The sequence below is a fragment of the Eubacterium sp. CAG:156 genome, from assembly GCF_000434315.1.
Classification (GTDB): domain Bacteria; phylum Bacillota; class Clostridia; order Lachnospirales; family Lachnospiraceae; genus Eubacterium_U; species Eubacterium_U album.
The window spans coordinates 20,727-47,433 of the sequence record NZ_FR878157.1; the positions used below are offsets into that span (position 1 = coordinate 20,727).

Here is a 26,707-nt window from a genome sequence, read left to right on the forward strand (position 1 = left end):
GCCCGTTCTAAATCATTTTAAGCTCGTCCCAAAACGAATAAAATTCTTAAGGCAATATCTCCCGGCACTCTTGAGCGCAGTGCATGTGGATAAAATATTTTTCTAATCTGTGTTATAAGACCATTTTTCTTTATAAATAATGCCATTTTCTTCTTTTGTTCATTTGACAATCTATCCTCAAACACTTTTGCAAAATAGATAAGGTTCTGTTTTGCTTCAACGCTTGCAGGGCCAAACACTTCCTTTTGGAAGAATCCTTTTAACAGACCTATTGTATTAGAATCCTCAGCTGTAACAGCTTCCGTATGTCTTATATGTGAAGCCGTAAAACGCTTATCATAAATCGTATCACCAAAACATACACAACATCTGATGAGCCATCTGTCATGCATTTCTATTCCGGGGTCTACATCTAAAATAAATTGTTTACATGCTTCATGATTAAATACAAGCAAAAATCCTGATGCAGGAGTACAGTATAAAACATCTGTTAAACCAATGTTTTCTTTTTGCTCCGGCGAGTGACGGATAAAGCTTCCATCACTCATGTAATAATCATATGCTGAAAAATAAACCAAAGGTTTATTTGTATCTTTTTTCTTCTCAAGTTCTTCAACCGCCCATTTAATTTTATCAGGGTACCATACGTCATCCTGATCGCAAAATGCATAATATTCTGCCGGTTCACATTCTCTTGCTATCTGGTAAAATGATTTCGGAGGTCGTAAATTAACTCCATTATTTTCTAAAAGAATTATCCTCTTACCTGATTTATTGCTTTCGATATAATTTTTAATAAATTCAACTGTATTATCTGTAGAGCAGTCATCTCTTACATATATATCAATATTTTCATAAGTCTGTTCAATAAGACTGTCCAATTGAGTTTTCAAAAATTTTTCGCCGTTATACGTTGCCAGCAAAATGTTTACTTTCGGTTGACTCATGCCAATTCTCCTTTATTCATTTATCGCCATGCAGGAATCTCTTACAACCAAATGACATGGTAATTTTACTTTAATTGTTGTCTTGATTGCTAAATTTGATGCTGCAAATAAGGAATTTACACCATACTGACCCATTTCATATGCAGGTGCATGAAGTGTCGTAAGTGCAGGTGCCGTATATCTTGTCATTTCCAAATCATCAAATCCAATCAATGAAATATCTTCTGGAATATTAAGATCATGCTCTCTAATTGCCTTCATTGCACCAAATGCAATCTGGTCACTTGCAGCAAACACCGCTGTAGGCAACTGTTTTTTTTCTAGAATTTCATTCATCATTTGATATCCTGATTCCATGGAATATCTTCCTTCTATAAGATATTTATTGTAATCTATCTCATTTTTCTCACAGAATTTAATAAATGCTTTTTTTCTATAATCTTCATATACTACATTATCATTCTCTTCGCCCAGAAATTCTCTACCACCTAAAAACGCAATTTCTTTATGGCCTAATTCTATAAGATATGTAAGTGCCTCATTAACTGCCATTTCAAAATCAAGTGAAAATGTAGTTGCCTTATAATCATGGAATGACATATCCAAAAAGACTATATTCTTTGTAATGCTCATAAATTTTTCGACTTCTTCGTTGCTAAATTTACCAATACAAATAATTCCGTCAGCATCTTCAATTTGTTCTAAATAGTTGGGATTTGACTTGAAAGTTCTCACAACATTAATGCAGTTCTTAACACAAAAATCCTCTATTCCTCTTCTTACCTTAAGATAATAATTATCCTTTGCTTCCTGTTGTTCAGAAAACCATTGAATAATTCCCAATGTAAAAATAGCTTTAGACATTTTCTTACTCTTGTTGTACTTAAGTTCCTTTGCTGCATTAATAACTTTTTTCTTAGTTTCAAGCGATGTACTCAAAGTAGGATCCTCATTCAAAATTCTTGATACTGTTGAGGGGCTTACCTGAGCTAATTTCGCCACATCTTTGATTGTAGCCATACTCTATACCACCTTTATCTTATTTATGTCCCTAGTCACTTTTTCCTTAGTAACTCCGCCATTTTTTTAATGACGCCGCTTCAAGTATAACATCTTTTTTTAATTAAAGATATGATTTATTGTGATTTTCTACTATTTTACTGTTATTTATTTAGTGGTAAACACGGAAATCAAATAAGTTTACTAAATTATATTGTGTTTTAGTAAACAAAAGTTTATATTTAAATTAGCAAAAGTATTCTAACAAATTAACAATTAATATCAGCAATTAGATTATAGATTAATTTGCTTTAATTAGAGCCACTCATTCTGATTACTTATAAATATTGTTTATTTCTGAATACTACAAATCGGATTATTTTTTAACGGAGGATTTAAATGAATATTAACGAATTAAAATCATTATTTGGCAAAAATGAATTTGACTCACTTTTAATGGATATTTACGAGGATTCATCTTTAATTGGATACCAGAACAACAGATACATTAAGGCTTTAGATAAATTTGAAAGTCTATTCGGTGAAGGAGAGGTTGAAATCTATAGTGCTCCAGGAAGAACTGAAGTAGGCGGTAACCATACTGACCACCAGCACGGACAGGTTCTTGCTGCATCTATTAACTTAGATGCCATTTCTATCACACAAAAAACTGATGACGGAATTATTTCTTTAGTATCTGAAGGATATGACCTTATTACAATTGATACTGCAAATACAGAACTTATTGAAGAAGAAAAAGGCACAACAGTTGCGCTTATTAAAGGTGTTGTTAATGAATTTAAAAACCGTGGATACAAAGTCGGTGGATTTAAAGCATACATTACAAGTGACGTATTAGTTGGTGCAGGTCTATCTTCATCTGCTGCATTTGAAGCTGTTATCGGAACAATTCTTTCAGGATTGTATAATGATATGAAAATTTCTTCAGTAGAAATTGCCATTATAAGTCAGTATGCAGAAAACGTTTATTTTGGAAAACCTTGTGGATTAATGGATCAGATGGCATGCTCCGTTGGTGGATTTGTTAACATTGATTTTATTGATCCTGCTCATCCTGTTGTAAACAAAATTGATTTTGATATTACAAACGAAGGATATAGTTTATGTATTGTTGATACAAAGGGTAGCCATGCAGATTTAACTGACGATTATGCTTTGATTCCTGCTGAAATGAAAGAAGTTGCCAAAGTATTTGGCAAAGAAGTTCTTGGAGACGTAAACCCTGATGAATTTTTCAGTAACATACCTAAGGCATTGGCTGGAGCTTCTTCGAGAGGAGTTCTTCGAGCATATCATTTCTTTACTGAAAATAAACGTGTATCAGTTGAAGTTAATGCTTTAAAAGAAAATAATTTCCACAAATTCCTTGATACAGTTAAGGAATCCGGAAATTCATCATATAAATTTTTGCAGAATATTTATGCAAATAAGGAACCTTTAAATCAGCCTGTAAGCATCGCCCTTGCTGCCAGCGAATATATCCTCGGTGATAATGGCGTATGTCGTGTTCATGGTGGTGGATTTGCCGGAACCATTCAGGCATTTGTAAAAAACGAGGCCGTGCCTGAATATAAGAAATTTATTGAATCTATATTTGGCACAGACTCATGTCACATTTTAAAAATACGTAAATATGGAGGTATGAAGGTACAATGAGTATTTTAGTATTAGGCGGAGCCGGATATATCGGTTCTCACACGGTTTATGAACTTATTGACAGAGGTGAAGATGTTGTCGTAGTTGATAATTTACAAACAGGATTTAAAGCAGCTGTTCATCCCAAAGCAAGATTCTATGAAGGCGATATAAGAGACAAAGCTTTCTTAGATGATTTATTTACAAAAGAAAAAATTGACGGAGTTATTCATTTTGCTGCCAACTCTCAGGTTGGAGAAAGTATGAAAGTTCCTCTCAAATACTATGATAACAATTTATACGGAACAATGGTTCTTTTAGAAAGCATGGTTGAACATGGAATTGATAAAATTGTATTTTCTTCTACTGCTGCAACATATGGAGAACCTGAAAGAATTCCAATTTTAGAAAGTGACAGAACTGAACCTACAAATACATATGGTGAAACAAAGCTTTCTATGGAAAAAATGATGAAATGGACAAGTAAAGCCCACAATTTACGTTATGTAGCATTAAGGTATTTTAATGCATGCGGTGCTCATATCAGTGGAAAAATTGGAGAAGCCCATAATCCTGAAACTCATTTGATTCCACTTGTACTTCAGGTTCCACTTGGAAAACGTCCTTATATTTCTATATTTGGAAATGATTACGATACAAAAGACGGCACATGTGTACGTGATTATATTCATGTTACTGATTTGGCACAGGCACATATCCTTGCTCTTAAATATTTGGCTGAAGGAAATGACAGTGATGTATTTAATCTTGGAAATGGAATTGGATTTACGGTAAACGAAATAATTGAAAGTGCAAGAAAAGTTACAGGTTTAGACATTCCTGCTAAATACGAAGCTCGCCGTGCCGGTGATCCTTCAAAGCTTATTGCTTCAAGTGAAAAAGCTAAGACTGTTTTAGGATGGAAGCCTGAATATCCTGATGTTGAAAAAATTATTGAGACTGCATGGAAATGGCATAAATCTCATCCAAACGGATATGAAGATTAAAATTCCTACTATATGTTAACAGGCGATTTAACTGTTCTTAGCATTATATCTTAAAACTTATATTTATTCATAAATATAAAGTTTAGAAAGGTTGTTATATGTTAGATTTATATATAAAAAAATTAGTTAATTATGGAATTAACACAGGCTTAATACCTGAATGTGAAAGAATTTATTCTACTAATTTGCTCCTCGAAGTATTTGGAAAAGATGATTATACAGATTTGGCTGTTGATGACAAAGAAGAAAACCTTGGCGATATTCTCGCTGCTCTTTGTGATGAAGCCGTAAAATTAGGAATAATTGAAGACAGCGTAACTTACAGAGATTTATTTGACACAAAATTAATGAACTGCATTATGCCACGTCCTTCACAGGTTCAAGAAAATTTCTGGAAGGAATATGCTAAATCTCCTGAAGATGCCACTAAATTTTACTATGATTTTTCTCAAAACAGCAATTATATCCGTCGCGACAGAATAAAGAAAGATATGAAATGGGTTGTACCTTCTGAGTACGGAGATATTGATATAACTATCAATCTTTCAAAACCTGAAAAAGACCCTAAAGCTATTGCTGCTGCCAAAAACAGCACAAGTGTATCATATCCTAAATGCCAGCTTTGTATGGAAAACGAAGGTTATGCAGGTCGCATTAACCACCCTGCAAGAGAAAACCACCGTATAATCCCTATAAAGATAAATGATTGTGATTGGGGATTTCAATATTCTCCTTATGTTTACTACAATGAACATTGTATTGTATTTTCAGGCACACACACACCTATGAAGATAGAAAAGGCAACATTTATCAAGCTATTCGATTTTATCAAATTAATGCCTCACTACTTCTTAGGTTCAAATGCCGACCTTCCAATTGTAGGTGGTTCAATTTTAACTCATGATCATTTTCAGGGCGGACATTATACATTCGCAATGGCAAAAGCTGATTCAATCAAGACTTTTAAAGTTAAAAATTATGAAGATGTAGACTGTTCAATTCTTCATTGGCCACTTTCGGTAATCAGATTGAAATCAAAAGACAGCAACCGATTAGTAGAATTAGGTGACTATATTTTAAATAAATGGAGAAACTATACTGATGAGGATGCATTTATATATGCAAATACAGATGGTGAACCACACAACACAATTACACCAATTGCCCGTTTTAGGGATGGCATGTATGAGCTTGATTTGGCTTTACGAAATAATATTACTACAAAGGAACATCCTCTTGGTGTTTATCATCCTCATGAAAAGCTTCATCATATTAAGAAAGAAAATATCGGTCTTATTGAAGTAATGGGTCTTGCAGTTTTACCTTCAAGACTTAAAGGTGAAATGCAAACATTAGCTGATTATATCGTAAATAAAAAAGATATACGAAGCAATGAATCTATTTCTAAGCATGCTGACTGGGTTGATGAATTTCTTCCAAAATATAATGACATTACATCTGAAAATGTTATGAACATTCTTGAATCAGAAATTGGAAAAGTATTTGTAAAAGTTCTCGAAGACGCTGGTGTTTACAAGTGTACACCTGAAGGTCTTGAAGCTTTCACAAGATTTATCGATACATTATAAAGCTTTCAAATTTTCTTTTAATATACGAGGCGCCTGCAGTTTTACTGCAGACGCCTCACCCTTTTTATAAAAACTTTAACTTTATATTCATATTATATTCTTCATCAGGTTTTAAAATTGCCGACTCAAATTTATCATTATTGATATTATCCGGTACATACTGCGGTTCGAGACAAAATGCATGTCGTCTGTTATACACTGCTCCATTTTTTCCTGATTCATCTGATACAAAATTAGCTGTATAAAGTTGTAATCCCGGTGTATCTGTATAAAGCTCCATCTTAATTCCTGACTTATCTCCGATGGCTTTTGCCGCCAGTCTTAATTCATGAGCATTTCCATTTATCATAAAATTATGGTCATATCCCGTTCCAAATTTTAACTGTTCATCTTCAACATCAATATCTCTCCCAATTGATTTCATTTCCGTAAAATCCATTGGTGTACCTTTTACGCTTCTAATTTCACCTGAAGGAATAGAATTGTTTGTGGCAAATGGAGTAAAATAATCACCATTTATCATTAATTTCTGCTCATATACTTCGCCTGAATCATGGCCATTTAAATTGTAGTATGAGTGATTTGTAAAATTAGCAATTGTAGTTTTATCCGTTGTTCCTTTATAATTTAAAATTAATTCATTGTCCTCTGTAAGTATGTATGTAAGATTCACTTTTAAATTTCCCGGAAATCCCTGCTCCATATCTTTACTTAATATTTCAAATGAAATCTTATCATTTACATTCTCATCATAAATTGCTTTCCACATTTTTAGTGCTGTACAATTTGAACCACTATGAAGATTATTACCATTGTCACCATCATTGCTTTCCAAATTGTATTCAACTCCATCAATTATGCACCTTGCACCTTTGATTCTATTGGCATTTCTACCTACATTTGCTCCAAAAAAAGCTGATGCGCCCTGATACGGGTCAACATTATCATAGCCTAAAACTATATCCGTGTCTTTTCCATCTTTATCCGGCACAATTAATGAAACTAGAGTTGCACCATAATCGCATACTTTAACTTTCATTCCATTGCTATTTTCAAGAGTAAATAAATGTGTTTGTTCCCCATTTTTTGTTTTTCCAAATTCATTAATCTTCATCTGAATCTCCTTATTCTTGTAATTTTAAAGTAATTACGGACGTGAGGAATATTACCCTTCCTGAAAGGACGCTCGCGCTGCTTGTCGCTCGTAGCAGTTCTAAACATTCAGCACACAGACCGGCTTTGAAACCTACAGTTTCAGCCGGACTATGCGCCGAATATTTGAACCGACGGCGCCAAATGCCCTTTCATCAAGTATAATATTCCTCACTATTTAATTGCCTATTCTTCTTTCAAATTTTCTTACATTCTTAGAGATTTCCCTACTCTTTTACTTATTTAAAATTTTAATGTTTACCATATATAATTTTCTTTTATCTTTTAAAATTTCCCTGCTTCATATTCTTTACAAACTCAGGATATTCTTCTGTCGGCATAGGCTTTGCATATAAATATCCCTGAATATACGAACACCCATACTGCTTTAACTTTTCAGCCTGTTCAACTGTTTCAACACCCTCTGCAACAACTTCCATATTAAGTTCTTTTGCCATGGCAAGAATCATTTTGATAATTGTATCTGCTCTTGCAGGATCCTGTGTTTGTGATACAAACCTCATATCCATCTTTATAATGTTAACCGGAATATCTTTTAAGGCATTAAGAGATGAATATCCACTTCCAAAATCATCCATTTCTACAATAAATCCAAACATTTGAAGTTTTTTTATTACATTTACATTTTTCTCTAAATCAAGAGTAAATGCACTTTCAGTAATTTCAAGTCTAAGCTTATTTTTATCAATTCCGTACTTTTCGATAAGATTTGTAAACACTTTATATAAATCTATAATGTAAAAATCCTTCATTGAAATATTTACTGCAATATAGTCATCTCTGCCTTCCTCTTTCCACTGTTTAAGAATCTGGCATACTTTCTCCCACACATACATATCAAGTTCTGTAATCAAGCCATTTTGTTCAAAGAACTCTATAAAATCTCCAGGTGGAATTAATCCTAATTTTCTGTGTTCCCATCTCACAAGAGCCTCTGCTCCTTTTACCAATCCATCTTCGCATCTGACCTGGGGTTGAAGATAAACTTTAAAATCTTCATTTTCTATGGCACTTGTAAGTTCTTCTTTATACATATGCTCTTTTAAAATTTTATTTCTAAGATTATCATTATAAACTGCTGCAACACAATTTCCATTATTCTTTATAGAGTCAAGCGCCATTCTTGCCCTATCGCACATAGTTCCAACATCAACTTTAGAATCATAATCTACTTCATAAATTCCATATCTGATATGAACAGTACATGTGATGTTGTTATAAGTAACCTTTATATTTCTTTTCTTCTCAAGGTCTTTTATTACCAAATCACTCTTAGGACATAATGTAATAAAATTATCACTTTCCACTCTCGCATATACCCTTTTATCAGAGCACTGCGCTAAACAGTTTTCTGAAATCTGCTTAAGAATGGCATCACCCATTTTTCTTCCAAACATATCGTTTACGACTTTAAATCTTGATATGTTAAATATCATAATTGCAAATTTATCATCTGGGTATTTATTTGTTATCTCAATTACTTTTCCATAGAACCTCTTCATATTGTACAGTCCTGTAAGTTCATCATGAGTTTCCAAATATCTCATAACAGAATTAACCATTGTTATTTCCGTTACATCTTCAAATACAAAGTATTTTGCATATGCTATATTATCATTTTCACATAATTCGCCATATTTACACTGAAAATAAAGTTTCTTATCTTCATGCATAATACTTATTTTTTTGTGATAAGTTTTCTCTAACGCGGCAGGTGTATATAAATTATATGCTTTACAAAATTCCTCAAACGAACACTTTTGTGTGCATTTATCAAATAATCTTTCCGCTTCTTTATTATAGGCAATTATGCTATCATCTGTGCCGAATACTACCATCGGCAGTTCTGATTCCTCAGCAATTTTCTGCAGTGCCCTGTTCTTAACAACTTTATGACTATATTGAAATGTTATTTCATAAACAAATGCACCTAATATACCATAAAACAATAATGATACATTCTCCCACAATCTAAGCTGAAACATTACAATATTAATGCAGGACACAATTATCATGCATGTTAATATCTGCATATATTTCACCTTATAAATACGTGGCGAATTTAATATACGGTATATGAAGCACAATATAAAAACTGCGACAAATACATATGTAATAAATATGTGTGCATCATATCCCAAATTATAAAGCCATGCAGCCACACCACTTTTATTCATCCTTACATTCTCAATTTTAATAATTGAATGTATAAACATATTTATAGTATCCACAATTGTAAATACAAACACAGCTCTTTTAATATATTTGAAGCATTCAAATGCTTTACCTAACCCTGTATATTCAAATGCATATTCTATTAATGCCAATATCATCCATGTAAAGCATGCATAAAATGGCCATATAAGAATGCTCTCTATAAAATTCGAACCAATACCTTGCATTATAATTCCGAGTATTACTGCAACAAGATTACTCTCCATAAATAATGCAATGCTTTTTCCCGTCCTATTTTTATGTATTAAACTTAATTTAAGATACCTTACATCCATTACCCCCAATAAGATATACGGAATAATCATGTATTTTCCCATTCAAATTCTCCCTTTGTAAATTAATAGTTTCAATTTACTCTCACCCGTATTTATTTTACCACATTACTCTATATAAACATACACTTTTAATCTTATTCCTGTACCATATTACTTTCATTATTCTCTTCATCTCTTGCATCAATTATTTTAGCAAATATCTTTTGATATACTTTTGCATGGCAAAATCCTGATATTAATGGGAATAAAATAAACAACGCCGGAATCTTAAAAGCAAATATGAATATTGCTACATCAATTATAATAAGTAAAATTGACTGAATAAAATGTCTTGTTGAAAATATTAATGAAATCATTAAAGTCCTCTTAACAGTATCATAAAATTTTGCGATATATGGGAATACAAAATTAATCGTCATTGTATAAATAATGAGTACTAACAAATAAAATGGTAATGCATAAAACAATTTGCTTCCTACTTTAGATGAGTTAAATACAATATAAAGACTTGTACAAACTAATCCTCCGATTGTTCCCATTATAAGCCATACAATTGTTGATATTTTAAAATTCTCCTTAAAAGCCTTAAAGAAACTTCTTACCACATATGACTCCTCACCAACAACTAATTTCATCATTACTGAGTAAAATGCTGTTGTAGATGCGCCAACTGTAATTATTGGCAAAGAACAAATTACCCACAATATTGCCAAAACCATTACATCTGCAAATCCATCTAAAAATGTCATTAATTTTCCTTCACTGTCAAATATATTTTTCACTATTTTTACCTTTGTGTATTATTACACACCTTTCGTTTTAAATTTGTCACTAATTTTAATAGTCAATCTGAATTCCCTATCAACACAATTTACATTTAATTTATTATTTCAAGTTTGCTTCCTTTCTCTTTGTCTTTCGTAACCACAATCTGCCTGTCAATTCTGGTCTTAAGTTCTGATACATGCGATATAATCCCTACAAGTCTTCCTACATCTGTAATCGAACTTAATGCCCTCATTGCACTTTCAAGCGATTCTCCATCCAATGATCCAAATCCCTCATCTACAAATAATGTATCAATCTTTATTCCTCCGGACTTAGCCTGGATTTCGTCAGACAAACCTAATGCCATCGACAAAGAAGCTTTAAATGATTCTCCACCTGAAAGAGTTTTTATATCCCTTTCACTTCCACTATAATAATCGATAACATTTAACTCTAATCCGCTCTTGCTTACCTTATTGTCAGCTTCACGCTTTCTCTTCAACTCATACTGACCTGAAGTCATATCCCTGAAATGGCTGTTTGCCTTGACTATAATTCTATCAAACATTTCCATTTGGACATAGGTTTCTAAAGTAATTCTTGACTTCGAAGAAAGAGTTCCATTGCATGTATCCGCCAGACTGCCAACAACCTGCAGCTTATCTTCTACTTCCACGGCTTCATCCATACACTTCTCAATTCTTTCATTTGCAAATTTATTCATATCCAGTCGTGAATGAACTTCTTTTTCACTCTTTCCAAGTTCCTTTTCCATACTTTGAAGCTGCTTCTTTTCTTCCTTTAATTCATCCAAATCTTCAACCTTTGAATTTTTAAATTGATTTTTCAAAGCCGCTATCGCATTTTCAAGCCCGGATTTTCTTTCCTTTGCTTCTTCATAGTTATCTCTTGCCTTTTCAAATAACTTAATAAGCCTGTTTCTTTTATCCTGCAAACTGCTGATATATTCCTCTGCTTCTTTCAGACTTGAGTATTTAAGTTTAGACTGAAGTTCTTCTATTCTGATATTTGCATTTGCAATATTAGTATTTTCTTCAATTATTTTATTTGAAATTTCCACAATTTCTGTTTTTTTACTTTCAAGTTCGTTCTTTAGTTTAGGCAAATTTTCTTCAATTGTTTTCTTCTCTTCTTTAAAATCTGACAATTCTTTAGCTTTAACATTTAAGTTCTTTATATCATCGTTTAACTTCTTTGTATTTTCTTCTAAAATATTAAAGCTATTCTCATCTATGCTTTCAGCAAATTCATTTGGATTTTCATTTACTACATCATCTATTCTTTCTTTCAACGAATCGATTTCTGTAATTTTCGCCCTCAAATTACCTGAAATTTCACTTCTTTTCTCTTCCTTTTTCTGTCTAAGATTTTTAGCATTTTTCAAATCTTTCTCAGACGGAATTTCATCTTTAACCTCAGTTATATGAGGATGACTTGTCGAACCGCAAACAGGACAAGGTTCTCCCTCTTTCAGATTTTGTCCAAGCATACCAGCCTGCGCATCCATGTACTTAGCCATAAGACTTTCATAATTTTGTGATGCGTTATTATACTCATTAACGCTTTCCACATATTTTTCCTTTAAAGACTTATGCTCATCTTTGACTTCAACATATTTTTTAAACAATTTTTTCAAATTAGAATAAAGATTTATCTTATCCTCAACACTCTTAATGCTGCTCTGGCATTTTTCAAATTCAACTTCGCATTCTTTTATTTCTTCAAGCCTTTTTTCAGAAATCAAAATACTATTTTCAATATTTTCTACATCGTCTTTAATTTCAGTTTCTTTATTTGTTAATTTTATTAAATTTACCTGTCTGTTATGTAAACTTTCAAGTTCTTTAGTAAGTTCATTGTAGCTTTCAAGTTTTTGTTTTTCTATCTCGATTTCAGTTGCAAGCTTTTCGCGTTCACTTTCCGTCTCTTTTTGCAAATTATAATTTTCTAAGAGCTTCGGCATAACTTCTAATACTTTAGCAAGTTCATTTTCATTATTTTCAATGTTTTTCATACCTGCCAAAACATTTTCTGTTTTACCAATTGTCTCATTAATTTTTTCAAGATTCTTATTAACTTCTTTTTTATTTTTTTCTAAAGTTTTTAACAAATCTTTGTCTTTATTAATAAGTTCTAAAATAAAATTATTAATATCTTCTGTCTTCCAAAATGTGTTGTCATCAATAATCTGTTTTAATTTTTCTTTATCATTTTCATCATTGTCACACTGAACACTTGCAATGTAATTTTTGATTGACTTCTCAATATCCTGATACTTAAACTTAAGTTCATTCTTTTTTCTTTTTAATTTTTCCTGTAAATCAAGATATTCATTTGTATTAAATATCTTTCTTAAAATTTTACTACGTTCATCAGTTCCCGTAAGCAGAACTTTCATAAAATCTCCCTGTGCAATCATGGCAATCTGAGAGAATTGTCCTCTATCTAGTCCTATAATTTCTGTAACTGCATCATTTACATTCTTTTTATTTATAATTGGTTCTCTGTCCTTAGTTAGAAAATATAATTCTGCTTCTTCTTTCTGGGCAACCATTTTATCCCCACGCTTTGCCTTACGCATATACTCAGGAACTCTTCTGATTTTATATTTTTCATCTCTATATTCAAATTCTAATTCAACATAGCTTTCCGTTTCATCATCAGCATATTTGCTTCTAAGAGATTTCACTTCTCTTACCTGTCCGCTTGCCTCTCCATAAAGAGCATATGAAATTGCATCAAATATAGTCGTCTTTCCGGCTCCTGTATCACCTGTAATCAAATACAATCCGCTTTCACCTAATAATGTAAAATCAACTACGGTTTTGTCTGCATAAGGTCCAAAACCACACATAACTAATTTAATTGGTCTCATGGCTTTCCTCCCTTGCTTCTCCTAAAATTTCCAACAGGTAATTCCTTTGCTTTTCTGACATTTTCCGTCCATTCTGTTTTTCAAAAAATTCCTCAAAATAATCCAATGGAGATTTAGTCTCTCCTGTTTCAACATTATCAACAACAGAATATGAACGTGTTCGCGTATTGTCATATTCCATGCTCATCAGATTTGGATAAATGCTTTTTAATTTTCCTATTGCATTCAAAATATCATCTTCATCTGTAAGCACTGCTCTGTAATAGTCTTCTTTTTTTAATTCTTTGTAAAACTCTTCACTTGTTATTTTGCTGAACTTTCCTTTAATTGTCTTTAAATCATGTAACGGCTTTACGGGAATTTCTTTAATTTCTATATTTCCTTTTTCTTTTAAATCAACAATCGTCATTGACTTATTATGTTTTTCTTCTGAGAATGAATACTTAAGCAATGTTCCTGCATAACGTGCACTTTCCCTGCCCATTTGCTGAGCTCTATGAATGTGTCCTAACGCAACATAATCAAATGCTTCATAATTTTCAACGCTAACATTATCAAGTCCGCCAACTGAAACTTCTTCTGATTCGCTTCTCAACGCACCTGTAACAAACTGGTGTGACACAATCACATTTCTCTTTGTTTTATCAATTTTTTCCTGACTTAGAACGTACTCTAATGCGTCATCATAGTCTTTAATTTCAGCCTCTTTATAAATATTTTTTACCGTTGCCGGCTTTATGAATGGCAATAAATAAACATTTATTTTGCCATAGTCATCTTCTAATTCTATTTTTTGTAAATTGCCATTATACACTCTCGACATATAAACCTTTGCCGCAGACAGTATATCTGAACCAAATCCTATTCTCTCAGCACTGTCATGATTTCCGCTTATTACAAAAATCGGCAAATTGATAGACACGAGTCTTGTCAACATTTCGTCAAATAACTTAACTGCCTCCGCAGACGGAACCGGCTTATCGTAAATATCCCCCGCCATAATAATTCCATCTATCTTTTCATTTTCTATTACATTATAAACCTGTTCAAAAACAAATTTTTGATCCTCTATCATGGAAAATCCATTTACTCTTTTCCCAATATGCAAATCCGCAAGATGTAAAAATCTCATTCACTTCTCCATTCTAATATCTTGTTTTTTAATTATTATCACTTTAACTTATGTATCTCTAATTTATTAATCAAATATGCAATTCTATTATTTATAAACAACTCGAGCAGGTTATCCCACTCGAGTTGTTACATTTGCCATAATTGTGCTGTTAAATTTTTATATTTTTTCAGTCACATTCTTACTAAAATTCTGCACCAAGTGTAGCAGCCATTACAGCCTTTATTGTATGCATTCTGTTTTCAGCTTCATCAAATACTACTGAATGTTCTGATTCAAATACTTCATCTGTAACTTCCATTTCTGTAAGTCCGAATTTTTCATAAATCTGTTTGCCAATCTTTGTATCTAAATCATGAAAAGCCGGAAGGCAATGCATAAATACAACATCCTTATCAGCATTGTTAATTAAATCCATTGTCACTCTGTATGGAAGTAAGTCATTGATACGTTCTTCCCATACTTCATCAGGTTCGCCCATTGAAACCCATACATCAGTATAGATTGCATTTGCATCCTTAGTTGCAACCATAGGATCTTCAATAAATTCCAAAGTTGCTCCTGTTTCTTTAGCAATTGCCTGACATTCATCAATAAGTTCCTGTACCGGCCAATATTTTTTTGGAGCACATGCTACAAAATGCATTCCCATTTTTGCACATCCAACCATAAGCGAATTTCCCATGTTATAACGTGCATCGCCCATATATACAAATTTAAGGCCTTCTAATTTTCCAAACTTTTCCTTTAATGTAAGAAAGTCTGCTAAAATCTGTGTTGGATGAAATTCGTTTGTAAGTCCATTCCATACAGGTACTCCTGCATATTCTGACAACTGTTCAACTATTTCCTGTTCAAATCCTCTATATTCGATACCATCAAACATTCTTCCTAATACTCTTGCAGTATCTTTAATGCTTTCTTTCTTACCAATCTGTGAACCTGTTGGGTCTAAATATGTAACTCCCATTCCTAAATCATGAGCTGCAACTTCAAAAGAGCATCTTGTTCTTGTACTTGTTTTCTCAAATATAATTGCTATATTCTTTCCTTTTAATACGTCAACGAGCTCTCCGCCTTTCTTTTTTGCCTTTAACTGCGCTGCCAAATCAATAAATTCCCCAATCTGTTTTGGTGTAAAATCCAATAATTTTAAAAATGACTGTCCTTTAATGTTCATGTTCTCCTCCTAATGTTATGTCTTTGTATTATTTTTTACTAAGCTTATTTCCAAAGTCAGCAAGTCTTTCTCTAACACTAATTGTTGAGCCACTGACTCTAAGTTTAGGAAAGGCCTTAACCTGCCTCTTTCCTAACTTCTGTGCTTTCAAAAGCATAACTGCATATTTAGCTTCCATTTCTATTTTTTGTTTCTTTAATTCAACAATGCTTGTCTCATATGCACTCGCAATTTTTTCGCGACTGTTAACTGTTGCTTCTGCAATTTTTTCACGACTACTTGCTGTTGCTTCTGCAAGTTTTTCACGACTACTTGCCGTCGCTTCTGCAAGTTTTTCCTTGCCTTCTTCTGTTTTTTCAGAAACAGTAATTGCTGAATTTCCAACCACATCTTTAAGCTGATCTCCAATATCTTTAAGGCCGTCAGCAATTTTTTCAAGCTGTCCAAGACTCTTCTTAAATCCTACAATTTCCTTAACAGTTACAATTATATCAATAATAAATGCTATCGCAAATATTACTAACAAAGCATATATTACCATAAGCGGAATCTTACTTACAACACCATAAATCATTGGATGAATCATGTTAACCATAATCATACTTCCAAGACCCCACATTATGCTAAACTCCAGGCAAATATAACCACCTATATTAAATCTATTTTCTGAATAATCCCACCATCTCATACGGAATATTTTATCCAAAATCCAACCGGTAAATAATTCTAGCACTGAACAAATTACCACACCACCTATAAATAACACAATCGCATTATCCTTAAGTGGTTCTAGTGCATATAGGATTCCAACCATCCCAACTCCATAAATCGGGCAAACAGGTCCATTCAAAAATCCTCTGTTTACTACTTTTCCCCTTGTAATTGCAACAAACGAAACTTCGACGCACCATCCAAGAAAAGCATAAATAAAAAAGAATACCAGACAATTAATAAACACATTCATATTTTTAAACTACATTTCCTTTCTGCTACAATTATTTACGAATACTATTCCTTAGATTAAATAACAATCAAACTATTCTGTTGTCTACATTAAATAAGGAATTAACTATTCCGCTTCTTAATATCATTATTAAGAATATAATGAATTTCACTAATAAAGAAGATTATACTACGTATTAATATCTGTAGCAAACAAAAAAGACTACTATTTTAGTTTTGAGCATTAACAAAAATAATAGCCTTCTTTTTACTTTATAAAATTGTAATAATATCCTTATTTCATCCGTAATTGCTTATCATCCTCATTTTATACTCACCACCCTTATTTTACCTCAAACTTACTTTCAACAAGCAGCCAGTTTGCCCTAAACAATCTCATTATCTGCCAATAAGCTGCCCCCCTAAGATTGTATTCATCAATTAAATTTAATTTTGCATTTATGCTCCTTACATCTTCAAACCATACCTCATGTATTTCATTTCCGATTGTGTAATTAAAAAATGGAGTTTGTGCCACATCATCATATTGTACTGTAGCGCCATTATTAATTGCTAGTTGAATTGCCTCAACATTTCCAATTGTCTTAGCTTTAGTCACACCTTTTTCATATGGCAAAGTCCAATCATAGCCGTAGTTTGGTATTCCTATATCGATTTTTGCCACAGGAATTTGTGAAAGTGCATATTCAATTACCTGTCTGACTTTATTAATAGGCGCCACCGCCATCGGTGAACTATAAGTATAACCCCATTCGTATGTCATCAAAAGGACTGAATTTGCGGCAGCACCAAGTCCACCATAATCTTTTCCTTCATATAGCAAACCTTTCTGGTCAGATGACGTCTTTGGTGCAAGTGCCACTGACACCCAAATTCCATACTCATTCATTCGTCTTGTACATTCTGCGACAAAACTTGTGAAGGCATCTCTGTCTTCTTTATAAATATATTCAAAATCTATATCAAGCCCTGCAAAGCCCTTTTCATTCATTAAATAAATCAAATTGCCTATCAGGTTTTCAATTGCCTGCTTATTATTAACTAGAGCTGTAATCAAATTATTGCTAAATACTCCATTTTCATCAAATGGAGTAAGCGTAAGTACAGGCTTGGTATCATTTTCATAGGCTTCATTTATCATCCACTGGTCATCTAAAGCCGGAGACACAACTTCCCCTTCCTTAGTAAATCCATACGAAAAAATATATAATCCTGACAAATACGGCAAAGTTACTCTCAACACATAATTACTTATAAAAGGATACGCATAGCCATTTATTACTCTTCTTGTTCTATACTGATTTGGTCGAAATTCAACTAAAAGAGCCTGCCCAACTGCTAATTTATACGGATAAATAAGCTGATTTGCAAATATTATTTCTTCTACCGGTGTTCCAAATTTATTTGCAATGCTATCAACTGTATCCAGTGGTTCCACAACATATATCTGCATATGGTACCTCATTCTAAATTCCACTTATACTAATTTATGTTGTTTAGTATATTTGTGCCACTTTCTATTAAAGCGCAGATGAAACATCGTAATATATAAAATATGTTTTAATGCCTGTGTCACTTTCTACAAGGTGCAAACTGCCATTTAATTTTCTATATATTAGGTATCAACTTTTAGGAGAAATGGATATTTTATTTTGTTTCACATGTCTAAGCCCTAAAAAACAGAGGATGCGAAGTTATAAACTCGCATCCTCTGTTTTTTCGTAATACTAAAGTTATAAGATTTGTTTTTCCATATAGGAAATAATGTATTGTTAAAACTAATAATAGTTTGTAACCATATTTTAATTTTATTGTCTTTAGAATAAAATTCCGCCGTACTGAGCAATTACTGCTGCAAATACAAGTGAAACAATTGTCATTAATTTGATTAAGATATTGATTGATGGTCCTGATGTATCCTTGAACGGATCACCTACTGTATCACCAACAACTGCTGCCTTATGAGCATCGCTTCCTTTTCCGCCTGCGAAACCACCTTCGATATACTTCTTAGCGTTATCCCAAGCACCACCTGCGTTTGCCATGAAGATAGCCATCATAACACCACTTACAAGTGCACCTGCAAGCATACCACCAAGAGCTTCTACGCCGAGTAAGAATCCGATTAATAATGGTGCTACTACTGCCATAACACCCGGAATAATCATTTCATGTAAAGCTGCCTGTGTTGAAATACCAACACATGTCTTATAGTCAGGTTTTTCTGTTCCTTTAAGGATTCCCGGTTTTTCTTTGAACTGACGACGAACTTCTTCAATCATCTTATTTGCTGCCTTACCAACTGAAGACATTGTTAAAGCTGAGAACATAAATGGAAGCATACCACCAATGAATAAACCTGCAACTACAGGAGCATCAAGGATGTTAATTCCTTCTTTTGTAATGCCTGCTGTTTCAGCAAATGAAACAAATAATGATAAAGCTGTAAGTGCTGCTGAACCAATGGCAAAACCTTTACCAATTGCTGCTGTTGTGTTACCAACTGCATCTAATTTATCTGTAATATCTCTAACGCTTTCATCAAGTTCTGACATTTCTGCAATACCACCTGCATTATCAGCAATTGGACCATAAGCATCAACTGCGATTGTCATACCTGTTGTTGAAAGCATACCAACTGCTGCAAGAGCGATACCATACATTCCAGCAAAATGGAAAGCAACTAAAATACCGATTGCAACGATGATGATAGGAATAAATGTTGATTTCATACCAACTGATAAACCGCTGATAATATTTGTTGCTGAACCTGTCTGAGAGCTTTCAGCGATTTCTTTAACACTCTTATATTTTTCTGAAGTATACATTTCTGTAACTTTACCAATAATAGTACCAACGATAAGACCTGAAATAATTGCGATAAATGCATCGAATCCACCGAAAAATACTTTGCTTAAAATTGCTGATGCAATAATAACTAAAACTGTAGCTGTATATTCGCCTGCATTTAAAGCCTTCTGAGGATCAGAACCTTCTTTACCTCTAACAAAGAAAGTTGCGATTACAGAAGCAAGAATACCGATTGCTGCAATAACAAGTGGGAAAAGAGCTGTCATAAATGATGTAGCATCTCCCAATGTTGTAACAATACCTAATGTAACTGCTGAAACTAAAGCACCAACATAACTTTCAAATAAGTCAGCACCCATACCTGCAACGTCACCTACATTGTCACCTACGTTATCAGCGATAACTGCCGGGTTTCTTGGATCATCTTCAGGAATACCAGCTTCAACTTTACCAACAAGGTCAGCACCAACGTCTGCTGCCTTTGTATAGATACCACCACCAACTCTTGCAAAAAGAGCAATTGATGAAGCACCTAAACTAAATCCTGTAAGTATACTAACTGAATTAGAAGTAATTCCTGTTGTAGCATTAAGCACAATGAAAATAACGCTAAGTCCAACAATACCAAGACCTACAACGCAAAGACCCATAACTGCACCACCTGAGAATGCAATTGAAAGAGCCTTATTCATACCACTTTCCTTAGCTGCATTTGCAGTTCTAACATTTGCCTTAGTAGCAACTGTCATTCCAAAATAACCTGCTAAAGTTGAGAAAGCTGCTCCAACTAAGAAACAAACGGCTGTAAGCCAGCTAACTCCAAATCCAATAACTATAAAAAGCACTGCCGCAAAAATAACTAAAACCTTATATTCTGAATATAAAAATGCTTTAGCACCTTCTGCAATGGCGTCTGAAATTTCTACCATTCTTTCATTTCCAGGTTTAGCTTTTCCAATAACCACTGCTTTGTATGCTGCAAAAATTAAAGCAATAACACCTGCTATCGGAGCTAAATAAACCAAATTCTCCATTTCAAATTTCCTCCTGTTTTCAATTTTTCTTTTAATAATTTTGAGGCTAATAAAGTTTATCATTTCCAGCATTTAACAAAATTAACTATATCGTATTTTTACTTGTTTTATTTAACTTATATACATTTTTTATTTAAGAAAATAAACTTTATTTCAAATCCCCATTAATATTTCAATAGATTATCATTTTATTTCAAACTTATCAAGTATTTTGTTAATTTTTTCACAATAAAATTTTCACTAATAAAAGTGCAAAAGTTTTTTTGAACGTTTTCTTTCTTAATTAAATATGTTTTATTTCCATCATAAATTTTTACTTAAAAAAGTTTTTTAATTTGTTTTATTTTAAGTTATTTTTTATTAGATCTTTTTTTATGAACTTTTTCTTCCTTTTTTCTTTATTTAGTAAATTTTCCTTTGTAATTTTTATAAAGTGTGTGTTATAATATCTGTGTTAAAATAAAGTTTAAACTTAACTTTATTAATAACAGGCTGAAAAATAATATGAAATTAAAGGAGAACTACTATGAGACATGAACTTGATCACATTGATGAACAAATTATCAGACTGCTTCACGAAAATGCCCGTACCCCCCTTAAGGCAATAGCCAGTCAGGTGTTTCTTTCATCCCCGGCAGTTTCTGCAAGAATTGAACGTCTTGAGAAAGCCGGAATTATAACAGGCTACAATGCAATAATCAATCCTGCTGAATTAGGATATCATATTAAGGCATTTATTAATTTGGAAGTAAAACCGGGACAGAAGAAAGACTTCTACCCATACATAAAGAGCTGTGATAACGTTATTGAATGTAATTGCGTAACAGGAGAATACGCAATGCTTATTGAAGTAATGTTTAAAAGCACTGAAGAACTTGACCATTTTATCGGCGAACTTCAGAAGTTTGGAAGCACAAAGACTCAGATTGTTTTCTCAACATCTGTACCTCACAGAGGAATTCCTCTTTCAGACTAATTTTTAATACTAATCGCTATAGAATGATAATATAAAAGCTTAGATGCTTTAGATTTTTTAATAGTAATATGAGATTTAGTTATTATGAATCTCCAAAAAATACGGCTGAATTTTATTTTGAAATTCAGCCGTATTTTTTAATTACATTTCAGAAATCCTGCTTTAGTCTCGAATTACAGAGATCCTATTCTAATCACACATTTCAGAAATCCCACTTTAGTCTCATAGTTCATAAATTTTATTTATCTTCTTTAGATTATCAATAATATCATATCCATTTCTTAAAATTATATTGCAATTATGCTCTGATAGATGCCTACGGCTTTCTATCTGATTATTTGTGCTTATAATTCTTTTATCTTCATTAAATATAAAATTCATAATCTCACACGCCCATGCACGTACCGGTTTTTTTAATGATAAAAATTGCACTGTATCCGTAACATTAATCTTTTCGCTTAAAACATCTGATGCAAATATTTTAACGCCACTTGCCTGTGCCGCCAAAAGTGCTGTTGTCAATGCTGTCTTTTTCCATGGAGCCAGAATAATATCTGATGCCGATAAAGCTTTATCAAGGTTTTCCATAGATCCAAGAAAATACAACCTTTCTTCAAATCCATATCTCGAAGCATACTTTTTAAAGAATTTGATTTCATTTATTTCCTTCTTATTATCTTCATTACCTATAAATAAAAGACATGCATTTTTAACTTCTCTTAATTCACGAAATATTTCTATAGAAAATTCCTGATTAAATTGGTCACTTATATTTCCAATATGCAAAAAAACAATCTGGTTGTCATCTATTCCAAGAGAACTTCTAAACTCTTTTGCAGTATCTAAATTAAACTCATATTCAATTACATCAACTGCCTTATTCACAGAAACAATTTCCTCTTTATTTTCATTCGGCACCATTATGCCTTCATTACCTTCATCGATTTCATTTGTCACTGCTGCATTTGTGTTAACATGGTCTACTCCGGATATTTCCCGATTAACACTTTTACTTCCATTATTATCCAAATTAATTTCATTCGTATCAGCATTCTTTTTACCGGATGCAGCTGTATTATCCGATTGATTGTTATTTCCTGTTGTGACTATGTGTGTGATTTCATCATTTTTATTATTTTTTCTATTATGAGCGACGTCATTTTCACTACAGTTAATAATCCTTACCGGTATTTCATTTTCTTTTGCCACAGCTAAAGCGACCATTCCATTTTTCAAAAAAGAATGTACAACATCGTATTTATTTCTTTTCTGGATGAATTCTGCAAATTTAGTTTTAAATTTTCTATCGGAAGTACTCGCACATAAACAAAATACATTGCATCCTTCATTGCTAAACTGCTTCTCCATACTTCCTAATTGATTTGCTGCAACTAATATATCAAAATGGAATTTATTCCTATCCATATTTTTGACATAACTTAATACAGTGGAATTTAGGGCACAAAATTCCATCCTATCTAATAATAGTAAAATATTCTTATCTCCCATTATTTTCTCCTTTTCATAATTTGTAATTAATTTTTCAACCCAATTAGTCTAATCTACTATTTAAATAAGAAACAATTGCTATCCAATCTAAATATTTGTATGCATAAATGCTAAACTTTTCTGCCGCATTTGTACTATAAGAACTGATTATGCCAATCAAATAACATAAATACACAAAATCAGTATCTTTATCTATGTACTGTGACAATAATTTTTTATATTTGTCATACACGGCAATCGTCTTGTCGCCATCATTCTGCAAACCGTATAAAGACATTTTGGTTAAATAATGAAATGCATCTACGTATTCAGGCATCTCATAATGCGCATACTCAAAGTCATACATGCACACTTCTTTTTTGCTATTATAATAAATGTTCCAAGGCGAAAAATCACCGTGACTAACCGCATAATAATCCTCTGTTTCTTTAAGCTGGTTTTCTATAATTCTAATTGAATGCTGTAATATCATTCCCTCATTTTTAGGGAACTTTATCTTTATTTCGGATTTTAATTTCTGAATTAATCTATATAAATCTGTCTCCTCATATTTACATAATATCTTTGTTTTGTCCATAATGTCTTTAAGACACTTCATATGCCTATCATCAAATTCAAGTTTAACTTTTTCTGAAAGTTTCTTCTCGCTTTTTTGTGCAAAAATATGCAAATCCCCAATAATAGACGTATCTATTATTTCAGGAATGTTTGCTACTTCTTTTTCATGCAAAAAGTCAATCATATCTATCTCGTGCTTCATCACATTAATAACTTCAGAAGAATTAGAAATTCTCAAATAGCACAATATCTTCTCATTCGTAAAAATCTGTAGCGTAACTTTTTGGTTTAATTCAGATGAAATATCTCCCATATAAGCTGCTACATAATAATTTTCCGTTCCAACTAATCCGTCTATATATTCTTTTAACTGTGGCTGTAACAATAAGTTAACTGTCTCAACTCCCATTTTGCGAAGCGCAAATCCAACATCCTTTACCGTTAAAATTAAATCTCTTCTTTTCTGATCCTTCTTAGAATAAGGCTGACACATTTCAATCGCCAATTTCAATTTATCTGCCGGAAGAATCCATGTATTTTCGTTCTGATTAAAAACGAGGTACCTTCCACCTCCATCATCAGATGCAAATATACAATTTAATAATTGTTTATACCCGAACATCTCTACATCCCTCTTTTCAACAAATTTTCCGTAATTTTTCCCTGCATAATTGCCGTATTTGTTATTTTCATACTATCAGTCATAAATTTGTTACTTTATGCCATACTGCAAATCATAAAATTATTTTATTTGCCTTTCCTATAAATTTATATTTTAGTTTTTCATTTTGTTCTTAAATTCAAATTTAATATTACTTTAGTTTTCTTTTTAATCCTTTTTATTTTTTTAATCCGTTTCTAAATTTTTTCTATAATTTTATCTCATTTTGTAATCTGACCTAAATAATTCATTTGGTCGTTTTTATAATTTTATCCTTTCCTTAAATTTTATTTTTCCTATCTGTACTCTCAATACAGACTTAGAAAATTAACACGTTAAATAATACTTTAATTATACTATTTTAAAGGTATTATATCAAATATTAATAAGCACAATTTTTACGTTGCACCATTGTACAATATGGCCTTTTTTACTAATTAAATTTTGATGTGAATTTTGCTTTATAATGCTATGCAATATGTCGTTATACCAATTATATTTTGATGTGGATTTTGTTTTGTACTGCTGTGTAATATGGCGTTTTTTTACTAATTGTGTTACGATTACACAAGATTAAATTTTTGATAACACATATGGTAACGAGAGGATTTTGTTATGCAGAAAGATGATTTATATTCATCAGGGGAATTTGCCAAAATGGCACATGTTTCCGTGAGAACAATACGTTATTACGATAAACAGAATATTTTAAAACCAACTTATATAACTGATTACGGAGCAAGATTTTATTCTCATGAGGATTTGGTTAGATTACAGCAAATCCTTTTGCTCAAATACCTTGGTTTTTCTTTGGATGACATTAGAGAAATCACAATCGACGACAGTAATTCGCAAATGCTTCTCAATTCATTGAATATGCAGCTTAAACTTGTTCAGGATAGAATTGAGCAAATGCAAATGGTTGAAAAGGCGATTAAAGACACAACAGCCGCCTTAACAAAGGAACATCATGTTGACTGGAGCCAGATGTTAGAGCTTATTCATTTGACAAATGCAGAAAATTCCATAAAAACACAGTATCAGAATGCTTCTAATATTTCTGCCAGAATTAATTTGCATAATCTATACTCTCATAATGAGCAGCATTGGTTTAACTGGCTTTATGACAATTACGATATTCAACCGGGCATAAAGGTTTTGGAAATTGGTTGCGGAAGCGGAGCCCTTTGGACCCAAAACATGGACAAAGTGCCTGCTGACATTAACATTTATCTTTCTGATATTTCTCAGGGAATGATTCGTGATACCAGACGTGCCATCGGACTTGCTGACACACGATTTTCTTTTGGAACATTTGACTGCGAAAATATTCCATATAAAGATGAAGAATTTGACCTTGTAATTGCTAATCATGTGCTTTTCTACTGTGAAAATATTGATACTGCTCTCTCTGAAGTCAACAGAGTTCTAAAGAAAGGCGGTCGTTTCATATGTAGCACTTACGGAAATAAGCATATGTGTGAGATTGACAAACTTGTCAAATCTTTTGACAACCGTATAAATTTGTCATCAAATAAACTTTATGAAAAATTTGGTCTTGATAATGGTGAAGATTTTCTTAAACTTCATTTTAACTCTATTCAAATGAAGCCTTATGAAGATTACCTTGAGGTTGACCAGGCTGAGCCATTGATGGAATATATTTTGTCCTGTCACGGAAACCAGAATGAATATATTCTCAGCAAATATCAGGAATTCAAAGATTTTGTCGAGCAGAGAACAAAAACACCTTTCCATATCACTAAAGAAGCCGGAATATTTGTTTGCGTGAAATAAATGATGGCATTTAGCAAAAACAAAAATAAGTTAGGGTACAACTCTGTACCCTAAAGTTAACTTAAGGTTTTACAAGGGTACAACTTTGTACCCCTAAGCATAAAATTTCTTTTCCTTAATTATGAAATCTGATATAAGACTCAATAAAATGTAAAAGATAACTGTTACTTATGGTATAAGTGAACAATCTTAGCAAATAATAGCTTCAAGAATCTAAAATATCGCACCATATGTATCAAATTTGCATAAAATAGTGCAATTAAATATGAATTTTTTATTAAATTTCAAAAAAATTGAAAAAAATACTTGAAGGTGACGTTACGTCACCTTTTATTATATACTTAACATTTGAGTCAGACAGTTTTATTGCTTTCAAAGTAGAATGTTTTATGATATTTAAAATCGTGCGAACTAATATTGTTGAATTGATAAATTTTATCAACTAATATTGTTGCAAAAATCGTGCAACCGGATATTGCTACGATAATTTTATCATCATCAAATTCTACTTAAGCAAAATTTGATTAAACAAAGGAGATAT

18 protein-coding genes are annotated in these 26,707 nt (G+C 32.4%); 5 read left to right on the forward strand and 13 right to left on the reverse strand.

What is annotated here, in order from left to right:
• Nucleotides 1-17: 17 nt before the first annotated feature.
• Nucleotides 18-947, reverse strand: a complete 930-nt coding sequence (locus tag ABMA45_RS05630; protein ID WP_022088908.1) for a glycosyltransferase — start codon at nt 945-947, stop codon at nt 18-20.
• A gap of 12 nt (nt 948-959) precedes the next feature.
• Nucleotides 960-1,967: a LacI family DNA-binding transcriptional regulator gene (locus ABMA45_RS05635; protein ID WP_022088909.1), complete on the reverse strand. Its 1,008-nt coding sequence runs from the start codon at nt 1,965-1,967 to the stop codon at nt 960-962.
• Between the two features lie 378 nt (nt 1,968-2,345).
• Between ABMA45_RS05635 and ABMA45_RS05640 the strand changes: the two genes are divergently transcribed.
• From ABMA45_RS05640 to galT, 3 genes are all read left to right on the forward strand, one after another.
• Nucleotides 2,346-3,623: a galactokinase gene (locus tag ABMA45_RS05640; protein ID WP_022088910.1), complete on the forward strand. Its 1,278-nt coding sequence runs from the start codon at nt 2,346-2,348 to the stop codon at nt 3,621-3,623.
• Nucleotides 3,620-4,609, forward strand: a complete 990-nt coding sequence (gene galE / locus ABMA45_RS05645; protein WP_022088911.1) for a UDP-glucose 4-epimerase GalE — start codon at nt 3,620-3,622, stop codon at nt 4,607-4,609. Before ABMA45_RS05640 ends, galE begins: the two co-directional genes overlap by 4 nt.
• A 98-nt stretch (nt 4,610-4,707) precedes the next feature.
• On the forward strand, nt 4,708-6,198 hold the full coding sequence (galT, locus tag ABMA45_RS05650) for a UDP-glucose--hexose-1-phosphate uridylyltransferase (RefSeq protein ID WP_022088912.1): 1,491 nt from the start codon (nt 4,708-4,710) through the stop codon (nt 6,196-6,198).
• 64 nt (nt 6,199-6,262) lie between these two features.
• Here galT and ABMA45_RS05655 read toward each other — a convergent pair whose 3' ends face one another.
• The 9 genes from ABMA45_RS05655 to ABMA45_RS05695 all read right to left on the reverse strand — a co-directional run bounded on the left by ABMA45_RS05655 (nt 6,263) and on the right by ABMA45_RS05695 (nt 20,665).
• A complete protein-coding gene (locus ABMA45_RS05655) occupies nt 6,263-7,312 on the reverse strand; it encodes an aldose epimerase family protein (RefSeq protein WP_022088913.1) in 1,050 nt (349 codons plus the stop codon).
• Between the two features lie 316 nt (nt 7,313-7,628).
• A complete protein-coding gene (locus ABMA45_RS05660; protein WP_022088914.1) occupies nt 7,629-9,923 on the reverse strand; it encodes an EAL domain-containing protein in 2,295 nt (764 codons plus the stop codon).
• 92 nt (nt 9,924-10,015) lie between these two features.
• On the reverse strand, nt 10,016-10,663 hold the full coding sequence (locus ABMA45_RS05665) for a YesL family protein (protein WP_347996339.1): 648 nt from the start codon (nt 10,661-10,663) through the stop codon (nt 10,016-10,018).
• A gap of 95 nt (nt 10,664-10,758) precedes the next feature.
• Nucleotides 10,759-13,545: an AAA family ATPase gene (locus tag ABMA45_RS05670; protein ID WP_022088916.1), complete on the reverse strand. Its 2,787-nt coding sequence runs from the start codon at nt 13,543-13,545 to the stop codon at nt 10,759-10,761.
• Nucleotides 13,532-14,677 (reverse strand): exonuclease SbcCD subunit D, encoded by a 1,146-nt coding sequence (locus ABMA45_RS05675; protein ID WP_022088917.1) that lies wholly within the window; start codon nt 14,675-14,677, stop codon nt 13,532-13,534. Before ABMA45_RS05675 ends, ABMA45_RS05670 begins: the two co-directional genes overlap by 14 nt.
• A gap of 184 nt (nt 14,678-14,861) precedes the next feature.
• On the reverse strand, nt 14,862-15,857 hold the full coding sequence (gene argF / locus ABMA45_RS05680) for an ornithine carbamoyltransferase (protein ID WP_022088918.1): 996 nt from the start codon (nt 15,855-15,857) through the stop codon (nt 14,862-14,864).
• A gap of 28 nt (nt 15,858-15,885) precedes the next feature.
• A complete protein-coding gene (locus ABMA45_RS05685) occupies nt 15,886-16,821 on the reverse strand; it encodes a putative ABC transporter permease (protein ID WP_022088919.1) in 936 nt (311 codons plus the stop codon).
• 321 nt (nt 16,822-17,142) lie between these two features.
• Nucleotides 17,143-18,273 carry a glycosyl hydrolase family 18 protein gene (locus ABMA45_RS05690; RefSeq protein WP_022088920.1) on the reverse strand — a complete coding sequence of 377 codons (1,131 nt, stop codon included), beginning with the start codon at nt 18,271-18,273 and terminating at the stop codon, nt 17,143-17,145.
• Between the two features lie 364 nt (nt 18,274-18,637).
• Nucleotides 18,638-20,665 (reverse strand): sodium-translocating pyrophosphatase, encoded by a 2,028-nt coding sequence (locus ABMA45_RS05695; RefSeq protein WP_022088921.1) that lies wholly within the window; start codon nt 20,663-20,665, stop codon nt 18,638-18,640.
• 526 nt (nt 20,666-21,191) lie between these two features.
• Here ABMA45_RS05695 and ABMA45_RS05700 point away from each other — a divergent pair.
• Nucleotides 21,192-21,641: an Lrp/AsnC family transcriptional regulator gene (locus ABMA45_RS05700; protein ID WP_022088922.1), complete on the forward strand. Its 450-nt coding sequence runs from the start codon at nt 21,192-21,194 to the stop codon at nt 21,639-21,641.
• 222 nt (nt 21,642-21,863) lie between these two features.
• Here the strand turns inward: ABMA45_RS05700 and ABMA45_RS05705 are convergent, their stop codons facing one another.
• Together ABMA45_RS05705 and ABMA45_RS05710 are read right to left on the reverse strand one after the other, a co-directional pair.
• The gene (locus tag ABMA45_RS05705) at nt 21,864-23,150 is read right to left on the reverse strand and encodes a glycosyltransferase (RefSeq protein WP_022088923.1); all 1,287 of its coding nucleotides are present in this window, start codon (nt 23,148-23,150) and stop codon (nt 21,864-21,866) included.
• 43 nt (nt 23,151-23,193) lie between these two features.
• Nucleotides 23,194-24,330, reverse strand: coding sequence for a hypothetical protein (locus tag ABMA45_RS05710; protein ID WP_022088924.1), 1,137 nt, complete (start codon nt 24,328-24,330; stop codon nt 23,194-23,196).
• Nucleotides 24,331-24,984: 654 nt separating this feature from the next.
• Here ABMA45_RS05710 and ABMA45_RS05715 point away from each other — a divergent pair.
• A complete protein-coding gene (locus ABMA45_RS05715; protein WP_022088925.1) occupies nt 24,985-26,166 on the forward strand; it encodes a MerR family transcriptional regulator in 1,182 nt (393 codons plus the stop codon).
• Nucleotides 26,167-26,707: the final 541 nt, after the last annotated feature.

What these genes read in the sequence shown, in the direction of transcription:
- ABMA45_RS05630 (WP_022088908.1), bottom strand. Translation starts at nt 947, where the DNA reads ATGAGTCAACCGAAAGTAAACATTTTGCTGGCAACGTATAACGGCGAA.
- ABMA45_RS05635 (WP_022088909.1), bottom strand. Translation starts at nt 1,967, where the DNA reads ATGGCTACAATCAAAGATGTGGCGAAATTAGCTCAGGTAAGCCCCTCA.
- ABMA45_RS05640 (WP_022088910.1), top strand. Translation starts at nt 2,346, where the DNA reads ATGAATATTAACGAATTAAAATCATTATTTGGCAAAAATGAATTTGAC.
- galE (WP_022088911.1), top strand. Translation starts at nt 3,620, where the DNA reads ATGAGTATTTTAGTATTAGGCGGAGCCGGATATATCGGTTCTCACACG.
- galT (WP_022088912.1), top strand. Translation starts at nt 4,708, where the DNA reads ATGTTAGATTTATATATAAAAAAATTAGTTAATTATGGAATTAACACA.
- ABMA45_RS05655 (WP_022088913.1), bottom strand. Translation starts at nt 7,312, where the DNA reads ATGAAGATTAATGAATTTGGAAAAACAAAAAATGGGGAACAAACACAT.
- ABMA45_RS05660 (WP_022088914.1), bottom strand. Translation starts at nt 9,923, where the DNA reads ATGGGAAAATACATGATTATTCCGTATATCTTATTGGGGGTAATGGAT.
- ABMA45_RS05670 (WP_022088916.1), bottom strand. Translation starts at nt 13,545, where the DNA reads ATGAGACCAATTAAATTAGTTATGTGTGGTTTTGGACCTTATGCAGAC.
- ABMA45_RS05675 (WP_022088917.1), bottom strand. Translation starts at nt 14,677, where the DNA reads ATGAGATTTTTACATCTTGCGGATTTGCATATTGGGAAAAGAGTAAAT.
- argF (WP_022088918.1), bottom strand. Translation starts at nt 15,857, where the DNA reads ATGAACATTAAAGGACAGTCATTTTTAAAATTATTGGATTTTACACCA.
- ABMA45_RS05685 (WP_022088919.1), bottom strand. Translation starts at nt 16,821, where the DNA reads ATGAATGTGTTTATTAATTGTCTGGTATTCTTTTTTATTTATGCTTTT.
- ABMA45_RS05690 (WP_022088920.1), bottom strand. Translation starts at nt 18,273, where the DNA reads ATGCAGATATATGTTGTGGAACCACTGGATACAGTTGATAGCATTGCA.
- ABMA45_RS05695 (WP_022088921.1), bottom strand. Translation starts at nt 20,665, where the DNA reads ATGGAGAATTTGGTTTATTTAGCTCCGATAGCAGGTGTTATTGCTTTA.
- ABMA45_RS05700 (WP_022088922.1), top strand. Translation starts at nt 21,192, where the DNA reads ATGAGACATGAACTTGATCACATTGATGAACAAATTATCAGACTGCTT.
- ABMA45_RS05705 (WP_022088923.1), bottom strand. Translation starts at nt 23,150, where the DNA reads ATGGGAGATAAGAATATTTTACTATTATTAGATAGGATGGAATTTTGT.
- ABMA45_RS05710 (WP_022088924.1), bottom strand. Translation starts at nt 24,330, where the DNA reads ATGTTCGGGTATAAACAATTATTAAATTGTATATTTGCATCTGATGAT.
- ABMA45_RS05715 (WP_022088925.1), top strand. Translation starts at nt 24,985, where the DNA reads ATGCAGAAAGATGATTTATATTCATCAGGGGAATTTGCCAAAATGGCA.